Raw genomic sequence first — 12862 nt, 5'->3', positions numbered from 1 at the left:
CTAAAGGTGGGCCGAAATCAGGTGAGATTTTGTCGAATTCGAACCTCGAATGCCGTAGAATATGACCCATGAACACGCGCTGGCGGGTCACAAAGCTGGGTGCCGCGACAATCGCTGTGCTGGTGTTCTCCGCGTTCGGCCTCGCTTCGGCCGGGGCCTCGCACGCCGCCGGCGTGCTCAGCGTCACGACTCCTGCCGACGCGGGTACGGTGTTCTACTCCTCCTCTGACACGGCCTTCGACGTGCTGATCGCGGGCCAGGCCGAGCCCGGCGTTGCGGTGACGGTGACTCTGCCGGGCGGCACCCTCTGCACCACGGGGTCGCTTGGCGACGGGTCGTGGCAGTGCACCATCACCTCCGCTCCCGACTTCTCCGGTGACGCGACCATCTCCAGCGGCCTCGGTGACTCCATGACTTTCGCGGTCGGGTTTCTGAACCCTCCTGTGCTGTCGCCGGCAGAAGCCGCCGGCCTGGTCACAACCGACGCCGCGCAGGTGGTGTCCGGCACGGCATTCCCGGGTTCGCCGGTGGTCGTCTCGCTCTCGCCCACCCCGGCAAGCGGCTCCGGATGCACCACCACGGCCGATCCGTCGGGAGCGTTCAGCTGCGCCCTCGCCCTCACCGACGCCGACGCCGGAACCCACAGTCTCAGCGCCACCCAGCGCCCGTTCTTCGCCGAGCACGACTCCGCGCCGTCACCCGATGTCTCGCTCGAATACGAGCCGGCGGTGGTCGTGACACCGATCGTGCCGGTGGTGCCGGTGACCCCGGTGACCCCGGTGGTACCCGTGACCCCGGTGACCCCCGTCACGCCGGTGGTACCCGTGAACCCTGTCATGCCGGTGGCTCCCGCGTCTCCGGTCGACCCCGTCACCCCGGTGACCCCGACCGCACCCAACGGCGCCGTTGCTCCGGTCACGCCGATCGACCCCGTGACCCCGGTCGTTCCGCAGACGCCAGCCCTGCCGCTCGCCCCGGTTCTGCCCGTGACCCCTCTGTCGCCCGCTGCGGCGCCTGCCCCGGTGGACACCCCGGCTCCCACCGTGCCGCCGACTCCCGCAGTGACCGCCAGCCCCCTGGTGCCGCGCGCGGGGGGCGCGCCGGTGGGCGGCGCGAACGCATTGGCCGGGGCGGTGGGTTCAGCGAACACCTCGGCCCCGGCTGGGGCAGGCGCGTCGTCGGCCGCCGGCACAGGCACGGTGCTCGGTGCCGCAACCGCGCTGGTCGCCTGGGCTGGCGGCGGGTGGGCCGACCCGGGCTGGGGTCAACCCACCCGCTTCGGAACCTCGCTCCAGCCGGTCTCGTCAGTGCCGTTCGGCCAGCCGGCATTCATCGCAGGGCTTGTGGCACTTGCGGGCGTTCTGGTGCTGCTCCTGGCGCTACCGGCGGAGCTGCTGCAGTCGACCGTGCGGGAGAACTATGAACGCATCGCGGAGCGTTTCGCGCCTGCCCGGTGGTGGCAGGCGTCAACGCAGGGGTCCCGCTGGCGCGCCCGATTCACCGGGTGGCGTGCGCAAGCGGCACTGCTCATCTCGGCGGCAGTCATCACGACGTTCGCAGACCCGACAACCGGGTTCGACGTGAGAACGGTGCGGTTGGCTGTTGCATTGACGGTTGTGCTGGTGGTGGTCAACTATTCGGTCATGGCGGTCACCCAACTGCACGCAACGCGAGTGCACGGCGCGACCACCCGCATGGCGCTGCGCCCGCTCGCTCTTCTCCTGCTCGTACTGAGTGTGGCGGTCTCGAGGGGGATGGGCATGCAACCCGGCCTGCTCTTCGGCCTGGTTCTCGGCATCGAGGTGGGCGAGCGGCTCGGCAGGGCGGCCGAGGCAAAGGTCACCATCGTGGTGGCCGCGTTGCTGGTGACTCTGGGAGGTGGCAGCTGGCTGGTCTACAGCGCGCTGAATGCCACCACTCCGGCACCCGCCACCTTTGGGGCTCAGCTGCTGAACGAAGTATTGGGCGGGCTCGCCGCCGAGTGTCTGTCGGCCCTGGTCATCGCACTGCTTCCGCTGACGTTTCTCGACGGCAAAGCCATCTTCGAGTGGTCGAAGCTGCTGTGGCTGGTTGTATACGCGGCGGCCTCCGGTGTCTTCGTGATCGTGCTGTTGCCGTCGTCGTGGGTGCAGCTACCCTCGGTGTTCTCTCCGTGGGCGCTCGTGCTCGCGGGGTTCACCGCCCTCAGCCTCGCGGCCTGGGCCTACTTTCGCTGGCACCCCGAGGCTCTCGGGATGGAGCCCGACCCGGAGTCGCAGGCGCTGCCCGTCGCGGCAGAAGGTGCACTCGGCCGCGTCAACGGATGACGCGCGCCACCTCGCGAGCCACGGCCGGCCGCACGATGTGGTCGGCCTTCGCCACCTCGTGCACCGTGACGTTCTGCAGGCGCGCGAGCCGCTCGATGCTGTCACTCAGCACGATCTGGTCGCGGGAGCCGTACACGACCTCGACCGGAACAGAGATCTGAGCCACATCGGCGAGGGTGGTCTGCCCTTCGATGCAGTGCTCCATCGACAGCGCGAATGCCGCCCAGTAACGCTCTTCGATGACGAGGGCGGGGCTCGGAAAGAAACGCGCCAGAAACGCCATGTTGCGCTGCGTGGTCTCGCGGTTCGTACGCAGGTATTTGTAGAACCGCAGGTAGCTCTTGATGACCGTGCGGTCGGCGAACTCGGTGACGTACGCGCTGGCGGCGTACACCGGCGGGGCCACCAGCACCACCTGGCAGACGTCTCGGCGATAGATGGCCGCGTAGCGCGAGGTGATGAGTGCCCCGAGACTGTGGCCGACGAGCGTGAACCGCCCCCGCAGATGCAGTGACCGAATGGTCGCCCGAAGTGCTGCCACGTGCTCCTCGAGCGTGAACTGGGCATCGGCTGGCGCCACCGACTTGCCGAAACCGAGCAGGTCGATGGTGATGACCCGTTGATGCCGTGGATGAGGATCACGACCGGCCCCTCGCCCTCATCAGACGACACGTTCAGCAGCGGCGCCGAGCGGGCCGGCCACGCGAACCTTGCCTCCCCCATGAAAAGCACCTTCTCTCGCACGCATCGACGCGCCCACAGTCGTGACTGAGGCAACCTCATGATACACCTCAGTCTTCTTCGCAACCCACTGTTTCGTGTCGGTGCCGAGGCGTACGCTCATGTCAAACGGCACCACCCGCCGTTCGGTATCGAGAGGATGACTATGGCTATCAACGACGACGACATCACCACCGAACAGGGAGCGGGCGGAGAGGGTCCCGCGGATGGCGGCGCAAACCCGAACGGGCACGACGGTGGAGCCGATGGTTCTGCCAGCGCAGGCGAAGGGCCGGCCGACGGCGGGGCGAACCCGAACGGCCACGATGGTGGCGCTGACGGTTCGGCCGACGAGGGGGAGGGCCCCGCTGACGGCGGCGCCAATCCCAACGGCCACGATGGCGGAGCTGACGGTTCTGCGTAATGCCTGAATTCGAGCGCGGGTCGGGCGAGCGGCCCGCGCTCTCTCGTCTGGTGGGCGCCGACACTGCCCGCGTCTTCGGCGCGACGTACTGGTCTCGCCAACCGTTCTTGGCCGCCGCCGTGTCGAATGCCTCATTCGACGACCTCTTCAGCAGCGCGGCCGTCGACGAACTCGTGCGCGAGCGCGGCATCCGCACTCCCTTCATGCGCATGGCCGTTGAAGGTTCTGTGCTGAGCCCCTCGACCTACACAGCACCCGGCGGTTTCGGCGCCGAGGTGGCCGACCAGGTCAATAGCGAGAAAGTGCTCGCCGAGTTCGCTGCGGGCGCGACCATCGTGCTGCAGGGCCTGCACCGCACCTGGCCACCGCTGATCGACTTCACCCGTCGCCTCGTTGACGACCTCGGGCATCCGGCGCAGGTGAACGCCTACGTAACCCCTGCCTCGTCGCGCGGCTTCGACCCGCACTACGACGTTCACGACGTGTTCGTGTTGCAGATCAGCGGTGAGAAGCACTGGCGAATCCACGCTCCCGTGCACCCGCATCCGTTGCGCGACCAGCCCTGGAGCGACTACCGCGAGCAGGTGGCAGCCCAGGCCGCCGGTGAACCCGTCATCGACACCGTTCTGCGACCGGGCGACGTGCTCTACCTGCCCCGCGGCTGGATCCACTCGGCCGAAGCCCTCGGTGGCACCTCGGTGCACCTCACTATCGGCGTGGCGGCCTACACGCAAGCCGACATCGCTCACTCGCTCCTCACCGTCATCGCTGACACCCCGGCGCTTCGCGAGTCGCTGCCCCTCGGCGTCGACTTCGGCGACACCGAGCAATTGCTGCCGATCGTCGCCGAGGTTCTAGCGGGGCTGCAGGGTGCGCTCCAGATTCCGGATGCCCGTGCTGCTGCGGTTCGCCAGGCATCCGCCGTAGGGGCAGACCTGTCACATCGTCTCTCGGGGGCGAGTCGCCCCGAACCCGTTTCGCCGCTCGCGACGGTGGATTTCATCGGAACCCTGAACGAAGCGAGTACCGTGCGCTGGCGCGGCTCACTTCGGGCCGCCATCACGACTGGCCCCGAATCAGTGCGTATCGCGCTCGCCGGTCGCTCTGTCGTGCTTCCGCAGGAGGCCCAGCCGGCGGTAGAGATGTTGCACGCCGGGCAGGCCGTGGCGGTCGGCGAGTTGCCGGGCCTCGACCCCGCGTCGGCGATCGTTGTCGTGCGGCGGCTCCTGCGCGAGGGCATCGTGGTACCGGCGTGATGCGGGTGCTCCTCGGGTCTCTGATGTCTCGCTGTCTGTGACGAACGCCGACACGGCAGCCGGGTGGGCACCGTGCAGTGACCGCTCGCGGGAGCGCGACGACCCGCTGGCCGCCACCGCCTCGCGCGGACTCCAGTGGTTTCTGGTGGAGATCGACGGGTCGTGGGGCGCGAACGCCTTCATCTCCTCGGCGCTCGGCCGTGAACTCGGCCAGGCTCTTGTGCATCGAATCGAGTCAGCAGGGATGCGACCGCTCGCCATCAGGCGGGCCCGGCGCTTTCGCGCGGGGCGCATCGCGAAGCCGTCGTGGCGATGGGCGTTCGTCGATTCGCGGCCCGGGTTCGAAGAGGTGCGATGGGGTGAGGTGACGGATCCGTACGAGCTGCTCGAAGTGCCGCTCGACGGGTCGACGGGCATCCGGTCGCCCGAACCGGTGTACTGCGTCTGCACCCACGCGAAGCATGACCAGTGCTGCGCGGTGCGCGGCAGACCCGTGATGGAGGCGCTGGTAGCGGCGCACCCCGACGAGACGTGGGAGTGCTCGCACCTCGGCGGCGACCGGTTCGCCGGCACGATGGTGATCTTTCCTGAGGGGTTCTACTTCGGCCGCGCAGATGACAGTGAAGCCGTCGGCATTGTGGATGCGTACCGGGCCGGGCGGGTCGATGAGCGATTCTTTCGCGGGCGCAGTTCGCTCTCGCACCCGGTGCAGGCGGCCCAGCACTATGCCCGTGAACACTTCGGCGTCGACCGGCTCGATGCGTTTGCTCCGCTGGGTGGTGGCGCTGCCGCTCCACTCGCAGCCCGCGTCAGCGGCCGCGCCGCCGACCGCGCAAGCTCTCTCGCACCGGGGGAGACGGCAGTGCTGCTCGACCACGACGGGGTCGCCGTGCGCGTCGTCGTGGCAGAGACGCTCTCAGAACCCCTGCTCAGCACCTGCGCCGCAACACGGTTCGGCCGGGTGCGAGAGTTCTGCCTCGAGTCGATCACCGTGATGCCGCCGGGGGTTTGGGTCGGCTGACCGCCAGCGGCTCGCTCAGATGGCGTTGTCGAGGAGCGCCCAGAGCCAGCTCGGGCCGAGCACGCGCGCACCCAGTGCCGTAACCCGGCCGGCGAGTTCGCGGTCGGCCGTCACCACCCAGACGTGAGCAGGGGTGGGCTTCGCAGTGAGGGCTTCGACGGTGTCGACGATCTGCTGGTCGCCGTCGCGCGGCGACCGCACTATGCGCAGGCGTTCGGCAATCTCGTTGGTGCCGGGTCCCGGTTCGGGCAGTGCCGAGTCGGGCAGTGCCGAGTCGACCGTCACCGGGTGCTCGACCAGCTTCGCCGCACTCGCCTGCCCCTCGACCACGAGCACCACCTCCGGCCACCACCGGGAGTTCTCCACCGCGCTGCCGAGCGCCTCACCCGTGAGGCCCGCGACGCCGAGGGTGTTCAGGGCGGCCGCGAACTTCTCCGTCGCGCCGAGCCGGTCTTTCCACCAGCCGTTGGGGCGCGAACCGATGACGTTCGCCGCGTCGACGACAATCACGTCGCCGTGCTCGAGCTCCCCGCGCAGCATCGGCCAGGCCGCGCCGAATCCCGGGTGCAGTGGCAACGCCTCGATCTCGTCGATCGGCACCCAGCGCATCTCGATGCTCTCGGCATCGGCTACGGCGGCGTCGAAGGGTGCAGTGGTTTCGACGACGACGGTCGTGTAGCTCCAGAACCCCAGGTCGAGCGTGAACGTGAATTTGAGTTTCAGCGCCTCGACCGCAACGCCGGCCTCTTCGTGCGCTTCGCGAATCGCGCCCTGAACCGGCGTCTCATTCTCGTGCTTCGCACCGCCGGGCAGCCCCCACGTGCCGCCGAAGTGACTCCAGTTGGCCCGATGCTGCAGCAGCACGCCTCGCTCGCGGTCGAACACCAGCAGGCCAGCTGCTCCGAACCTGCCCCAGAACTTCTGGCCGGCCCCGTCTTCGACCCAGCCGTCACCGCTTGCGGGCGCGTGCAGCCGGGGAGGAACAAAGGAGTGTGGCGACGGCATCGCCGGCTCTGACATAAGCGCCATTTTGCCACGCCCTCGACCCGCTGAATGACCATCGGGCCCGCCGCAACACGCACAAACGGCGAAACTCGGGCCCGCTTACCGTGTTTTATCGCTTACCCCACATAGGGTGTCGGTGTGTGGCGTGCCGATAAGAAACGAGATTCAGACCCTGACGTGTCTGAGACCGACGTAGCATCGTCGGTTTGGGGTCGCCGCGGCGACTCCGCGCCCGGGAGATCGGGTGTCGAGCACGGTTCGGGTACCAAGACCGGGTCGATCATCTCGACCGACGATCTGGTCGAGCCGGCGAGGCAACAGTGGCGAGACGAACTCGCGCTGCTCGGCGGGGTGTCACCGCTCATCCACTTCGACGACTCGCCTCGGTCGCGGGTCGATCTCACGACCACGCATCCCAGCGGTCTGGCGCAGTTCATCACGGGCAACGCCACCCTGCTCTCGAGTCTCATCCGCGACGAACTCGCTCTTCGCAGCGCCCGCATCGCCGCCGGCGCCATCACCGACAAAGGTGTCGAACTGCGCTCGGTTCGCGGCATCGACTCCGTTCACCTCGCCATCGGATTCGCGGAATGGAAGCTCGACGACGAGCGATTCTCTGCCCCTGTGCTGCTGCGCCCGCTCTCGATTCGCCGCTACGGTCGCGACTTCGAACTGAAGCTCCGCGGTCTGCCGTTCGTCAACCCCGAACTGGCCCGTGCGCTGAAAGAGCAGTTCGAGATCACGCTCGACGCCGATGCCATCGTGGCCCTCGCCGCCACCAACGGCGTGTTCAAGCCGCAGCCGGTCATCGACCACCTGCGGGGCGTGACGAGCCACCTGCCCTGGTTCAGCGTGCAGCCTCGCCTCGTGGTGTCGTCGTTCGCCGGTGTGGCTGACAGCATGGTTCTGGATGCCCAGCAACTCGATCATCCGGTGCTCGACTCGCTCGCCGGCAGCCTCACGGCGCGTCGCGGGGTTCAGGAGTCGTACCACCCCGTCGACCCCACGCCGCAAGACTCTCGCCCGCCGTCGACCGACACCCTCCTGCTCGACGCTGACGCCGAGCAGGAGAACGTCATCGCGCAGATCGCGGGCGGCAACTCCCTCGTCGTGAAGACCCTGCCCGGCACGGGTGGCACGCAGACCATCGTCAATGCGGTGGGGGCACTCATCGGCCAGAACAAGCGTGTTCTCATCGTCAGCCCGCGCCGCCTCAGCCTCCGGGGCATCGCCCGCCGGTTCAACGACGTGGGCCTGCCCGGCGTCGCGGTTTCGCCGCGAAGCCTGCGACGAGACCTCATCCAGTCGATCGGCCGCAACGAGAAGACCATGCAGCCACATGTCGCTGACGTCGACGAGGCGTTGGTGCGCCTTCGGCACGTGCTCATCGACTACCGCCAGTCGCTTCAGCGCGTCGACCCGCTGCTCAAAGTGTCGGTGCTCGACTCCCTGCGGGAGCTTGCGCGCCTGTCTCTGCTGCCGAAGCCGCCGGCGACGACGGCCCGCCTCGACCGCAATTCGCTCGAGGCTCTCGCGTCGGGCCGCAGCCGCGCTGCGAAGACCCTGATCAAGGCCGCGGCCCTCGGCGAATTTCGCTACGGGCCCGACGACTCTCCGTGGTACGGCGCCAGCTTCGATACGGCCGACGATGCCGCGAAGGCGCACGCCACCGCGAAACGCATCCACCGCACCGACTTGCCCAACCTGCTGACCCGGGCCTATGAGCTTGTCGGCCAGACGCACATGCGCCAGTTCACCACGGTCTCTGAGTTGGGGTCGTACCTGCGGCTGCTGCTTGACCTCCGCGAGACGCTCGACAAGTTTCTCCCCGTGGTCTTCGACCGCTCGCTGACCGACATCATCGCCGCGACCGGCCCCCGCCGCGACTCTGCCCAGATGACCGGCACGAGTCGGCGGCGCCTGCGCAGTCTCGCGAAGGAGTACGTGCGGCCCGGTGTGCACATCGGCGACATCAACGCGTCGCTCCGGCGCATCCAGCAGCAACGCACGCTCTGGCACCGATTCGCCGCGGCCGGCATCTCGCCGGAGGTGCCGATCGGGCTCGCCGACGTTCAGGTGGCTTTTCAGCGCGTGAGCGAAGACCTCGCGCAGCTCGATGTGCCGCTGGGAACCGCGGGCACAGCACGCCAACTCAGTGAGCTGCCCATCACCGACCTCATTCCGTTGCTCGACGGGCTCGCTGCCGACTCGGAGGTTCTGGCCAACCTGCAAGAGCGCACCGCTCTGCTCGACACGCTGCGTGAACTCTCGCTCGACCCACTGCTGACCGATCTCTCGCAGCGCCACGTGCCCGAGAGCGCTGTGGCAGACGAACTCGAGCTGGCCTGGTGGCAGTCGGTGCTCGAACTGATGCTCGCAAACGATCGTGCTCTGCTCGGCGCCAACACGGGCATCCTCGACCGCCTTGAAGCAGACTTCCGTCTCGTTGACGAGGCGCACGCGTCGGTCAGCGGCCAGATTCTGGCGTGGCAGCTCGCCGAGACTTGGAGCGTTGGTCTGGTCGACCACGCCGATGAGGCCGGCCTTCTGAAGACGATGTTGCGAACCGACGCCGTCGACTCGCGCACCCTGCACGAGGCCGCACCGTACCTCAGCCGCGTCTTGGCGCCGGTCTGGCTCGCGTCACCCTACGAGGTGTCTGAGATCTCTGACGACATCGTGTTCGACGCCGTCATTCTCGTCGACGCGGGGGCCACCACTCTGGCCGAGAACGCCGGAGCCATTCGCCGGGCCCGCCAGGTTGTCGCCTTCGGCGACCCGGTGACGCAGACCCCGTCACGCTTCGAGATCGCTGTTCCCGCTGTCGTGCTTCCCGCGCCCCGCGAGACCACCGCCGACGCTCGGTCGGTCGAAGAGCTGGCTGCCGACTCTGCCCTGACCAGGCTCGCCGAACTCGTTCCGACGCTCTCGCTCACCCGAAGCTATCGGGCCGGCGGCGAAGACCTTGCCGAACTCGTGAACCACCGCTTCTACAACGGCAAGATCGACTCGCTGCCCTGGGCCGGAACCTTCCTCGGCCACGGCAGCCTCGCCCTGCACTACCTCGAGGGCGCAGGCGGAATGCCCGACAGCGAGACGGGTGCCGTCGAGAGCGTCGACGCCGAAGTCGAACGCGTGGTGTGGCTCGTCATGGACCACGCCCAGAAGTACCCGCGTGAATCGCTGATGGTCATCACGGCCAGCGCCAAGCATGCCGTACGGGTGCAGCAGGCGGTTCTCTCGGCATTCGCCAAGAGAAGCGACCTCAGCGACTTCATTCTGAAAGACCGTGCCGAGCCGTTCATGGTGGCGACCCTCGAGCAGTCGGTGGCGCAGAGCCGCGACCGGGTGATTTTCTCGGTCGGCTACGGCCGCACGCCGCACGGCCGTGTGCTCACCAACTTCGGGGCCCTCGCCAAGCCCGGCGGCGAACGCCTGCTCGCCGTGGGAATGACGCGGGCGAGACGATCGATGGACATCGTGAGCTGCTTCAAGCCGTCTGACATCGATGAAGAGCGCATGAACTTCGGAGTGGTGGCGCTCCGCCAGATTCTCACCGAAGCCGAGAACGGCCCAACGCCCGACACCTTCTCGAGCCCCGGCGACGCGCTTCTGATCGATCTGGCCCGTCGCCTCGGCGCGCGTGGACTCGATGTGGCTTTCGAGCACCGCGGCAAGCTCACGCTCGTCGCATCCTACGAGGGCCGCGCAATCGTGGTCGAGACAGATGCCGTTGTTCACTCGATGAGCCTTCGCGAGTCACTGCGGCTTCGCCCCGACATGCTGAAACGCCTCGGCTGGCACTACCTCCGCGTGCACAGCTTCGAGCTGTTCACCGACCCGGAGGCCGTAGCGACACGCATCGCCACCGTGATCGGCGTGCGTCAGCTGGCGGCCGTCGGTCGAGTACCCGTTGGCTCGATCTGACGTCACGGCGTCTGACCCAGCAGTGCCCGATTCGCAGAAGCCTGGTGCAGTGACGCCGGATTCGCCGGTTCGGCGGTCAGGGCACCGCCGGGTACGCACCGAGGCGGCACCGGGGTCAGACGCTGAGCCGCAGGCGACACTGAGGCGAGGGGCCGGCCCCGGGCATCCGGCGCGCGCAGCCGAAGACACCGACCGCGCCTGGGGCGATGGCTCAGACGAGAACGACCAGCGCCTCACAGCCGACAAGCCGCCGCACTGGGGCTGAGCCCGCGTGTCGAGCGGTGAGCACGAGTATTCGACCACCGAGCTGAGCGATGACGGCCTCCGATGCGAGCCGGCAGCGCTCAGCCGCGTCGCACTGCTACTCGATGGTGACGGCCGGGGCGTCTTTCGCCGAGTTCGTGGGCGCCTCGCCACCGGATGCGACGGTGTGGCTACCGCTCGAGCGTTGCGCGGCCGCAAGAAGGTCACGAATCTCGATCAGAAGTTCGGTGTCGGTCGGGGGAGTGACTGCCGCTTCTTCTGTGACGGGGCTCTGCTGGCCCTTGAAGAACTGCACCTTCTTGAGGTGATTGATCGGTACGACGAACACGAAGTACACCACGAGGGCCACGAGCAGGAACTGGATGATCGCGGCGATCACGAGGCCGAATTTGAGGGTGCTGTCACCGACTTTAAGGTCGGCCGCGTCGTTGAGGGTCTCCGACTGGAACAGCGCTGAGATGAGCGGGTTGAACACGCCAGAGACGATGGCGGTGACGATGGCGGTGAAGGCAGCGCCGATGACGACGGCGACAGCCAGGTCGATCACGTTGCCGCGCAGAATGAACTCTTTGAAGCCCTTGAGCATTGGTTTTCTCCTTACGTTTGTAAGTTCTATGCTGCCGTACTGCTCGAGCCTGAGCTGCCAGATGCGGGTTTGGTCGACGTCGTGGCGGGCTTCGAGCTACTCTCGGAGGGCTTGCTGGAGGGGCCGGATGACTTCTCTGACGACTTCTCTGACGACTTCTTCGGGCCGTCTGAAGAGCTCGATGTTGCTCGTGAATCGTTGCGGTAGAAACCCGAGCCGTTGAAGGTCACGCCGATGGGGCTGAACACCTTGCGAAGCTTTCCGCCGCACACCGGGCAGACGGAGAGAGTGTCGTCGGTGAACGACTGCTGAATGTCGAAAGCGTTGTCGCATTCGGTGCAACGGTATGAATAGGTGGGCACAGGTACTCCAGGATCTGGTGGGATTAGAACGAAAGAATGCGTGTGGGCGTGACGATGCCGTTCACCGGCTGGTCGTGCACCTCGCGCGGAACAGCGTCGATGAGTTCGTCGTCGTAGATGACGGCGTACACCGGCGGGCATTTCTTCATCGAGCCGAGCGTCTTGTCGAAGTAGCCCCGCCCCCAGCCCATGCGCATGCCGGTCACGTCGATGGCGGCGGCCGGTACGATGATGAGATCGACATCGTTGATGGCAATGGGGCCGAGTAGTTCGCCCACCGGCTCGGGGGTGCCGAACAGCCCCTCGACCTCGCTTTCGCCGTCGCCGTGCGCCCAGTCGAGCAGGCCGTCTTCGCGCGTGATGGGGAAGAGCGTGCGAACGCCGTTCTCGAAAGCCCAGTTCAGGTAGGGCCGCGTGTTGGGTTCGTTCGGGGCCGACAGATAGCAGGCCACAAAGGTTGCTTTGTTCTCAAGGGTCAGTGCGATGAGGTTCTGGGTGAACGCCTCGGTGGCCTCGGCGCGCTCGGTAGAGGTGCGCGTGCGGCGGCGCTCGCGCAGCTCAGCGCGCAACGCGCGCTTCAGGTTGCTGACGATTGGCTGCATCTAATGATTTTAGATTGGATAATGTTGCCTGCATGACCTCCTCCATCACCAAAGTTGTGATTCCTGCCGCAGGCCTGGGAACACGTTTTCTTCCTGCCACGAAAGCGATGCCGAAAGAGATGCTGCCGGTGGTCGACAAACCGGCCATTCAATATGTCGTCGAAGAAGCCGTCGCGGCTGGCCTCATCGATGTTCTTGTCGTTACGGGGCGCAACAAGCACGCTCTTGCGAACCACTTCGACCGCGTCACCGAACTGGAATCGACCCTCGCGAACAAGGGCGACCACGACCGCCTGCGCATGGTCAACGAGGCTACGGGTCTGGCTGAGATGCACTACGTGCGCCAGGGTGACCCGAAAGGTCTCGGGCACGCCGTGCTCCGCGCGAAA

11 protein-coding genes and 1 pseudogene are annotated in these 12862 nt (G+C 67.1%); 7 read left to right on the top strand and 5 right to left on the bottom strand.

Annotated features, from left to right (window positions below; all coding sequences use genetic code 11):
* The first annotated feature begins 68 nt into the window (after nucleotides 1–68).
* Nucleotides 69–2306, top strand: coding sequence for a hypothetical protein (locus tag QN358_RS13945; protein WP_323512743.1), 2238 nt, complete (start codon nucleotides 69–71; stop codon nucleotides 2304–2306).
* Here QN358_RS13945 and QN358_RS13940 read toward each other — a convergent pair.
* Nucleotides 2296–2922: pseudogene (locus QN358_RS13940) on the bottom strand (alpha/beta fold hydrolase); the annotation flags it as partial. The gene QN358_RS13945 and the pseudogene QN358_RS13940 overlap by 11 nt on opposite strands.
* 270 nt (nucleotides 2923–3192) lie before the next feature.
* Here QN358_RS13940 and QN358_RS13935 point away from each other — a divergent pair.
* Genes QN358_RS13935 through QN358_RS13925 form a run of 3 tightly spaced genes read left to right on the top strand, consistent with a single transcriptional unit; the run spans nucleotide 3193 to nucleotide 5727 of the window.
* Nucleotides 3193–3450 (top strand): BatC protein, encoded by a 258-nt coding sequence (locus QN358_RS13935; RefSeq protein ID WP_136642526.1) that lies wholly within the window; start codon nucleotides 3193–3195, stop codon nucleotides 3448–3450.
* Entirely contained in the window at nucleotides 3450–4706 is a 1257-nt protein-coding gene (locus tag QN358_RS13930; RefSeq protein ID WP_136642527.1) for a cupin domain-containing protein, read from the top strand. Before QN358_RS13935 ends, QN358_RS13930 begins: the two co-directional genes overlap by 1 nt.
* A 37-nt stretch (nucleotides 4707–4743) precedes the next feature.
* Nucleotides 4744–5727, top strand: a complete 984-nt coding sequence (locus QN358_RS13925; RefSeq protein ID WP_323512742.1) for a sucrase ferredoxin — start codon at nucleotides 4744–4746, stop codon at nucleotides 5725–5727.
* A 15-nt stretch (nucleotides 5728–5742) separates the two neighbouring features.
* Here QN358_RS13925 and QN358_RS13920 read toward each other — a convergent pair whose 3' ends face one another.
* Nucleotides 5743–6747, bottom strand: a complete 1005-nt coding sequence (locus QN358_RS13920; RefSeq protein ID WP_323512741.1) for an NUDIX hydrolase — start codon at nucleotides 6745–6747, stop codon at nucleotides 5743–5745.
* Between the two features lie 162 nt (nucleotides 6748–6909).
* Here QN358_RS13920 and QN358_RS13915 point away from each other — a divergent pair, with 162 nt between their 5' ends.
* Both QN358_RS13915 and QN358_RS13910 read left to right on the top strand, forming a co-directional pair.
* Nucleotides 6910–10659: an AAA family ATPase gene (locus QN358_RS13915; RefSeq protein WP_323512739.1), complete on the top strand. Its 3750-nt coding sequence runs from the start codon at nucleotides 6910–6912 to the stop codon at nucleotides 10657–10659.
* Nucleotides 10660–10708: 49 nt separating this feature from the next.
* On the top strand, nucleotides 10709–10924 hold the full coding sequence (locus QN358_RS13910; RefSeq protein WP_136642530.1) for a hypothetical protein: 216 nt from the start codon (nucleotides 10709–10711) through the stop codon (nucleotides 10922–10924).
* Nucleotides 10925–11020: 96 nt separating this feature from the next.
* On the opposite strand, the gene mscL is transcribed toward QN358_RS13910, so the two are convergent.
* Genes mscL through QN358_RS13895 form a run of 3 tightly spaced genes read right to left on the bottom strand, consistent with a single transcriptional unit; the run spans nucleotide 11021 to nucleotide 12473 of the window.
* Entirely contained in the window at nucleotides 11021–11509 is a 489-nt protein-coding gene (gene mscL, locus QN358_RS13905) for a large conductance mechanosensitive channel protein MscL (RefSeq protein ID WP_136642531.1), read from the bottom strand.
* A 26-nt stretch (nucleotides 11510–11535) separates the two neighbouring features.
* Entirely contained in the window at nucleotides 11536–11871 is a 336-nt protein-coding gene (locus tag QN358_RS13900; RefSeq protein ID WP_136642532.1) for an FmdB family zinc ribbon protein, read from the bottom strand.
* 23 nt (nucleotides 11872–11894) lie between these two features.
* Entirely contained in the window at nucleotides 11895–12473 is a 579-nt protein-coding gene (locus QN358_RS13895) for a 5-formyltetrahydrofolate cyclo-ligase (protein ID WP_136642533.1), read from the bottom strand.
* 32 nt (nucleotides 12474–12505) lie between these two features.
* On the opposite strand from QN358_RS13895, the gene QN358_RS13890 reads away from it, so the two are divergent.
* Nucleotides 12506–12862, top strand: a 357-nt coding sequence (locus tag QN358_RS13890) for a sugar phosphate nucleotidyltransferase (protein WP_323512738.1), incomplete at its 3' end; no start/stop codon positions are given.

Origin of the sequence: Subtercola sp. RTI3, from assembly GCF_035018625.1 — a bacterium.
GTDB classification, from domain to species: Bacteria; Actinomycetota; Actinomycetes; order Actinomycetales; family Microbacteriaceae; genus Subtercola; species Subtercola vilae.
The sequence above is the reverse complement of the archived record's forward strand: the minus strand, read 5'-3'. Positions and strand labels throughout refer to the sequence as shown.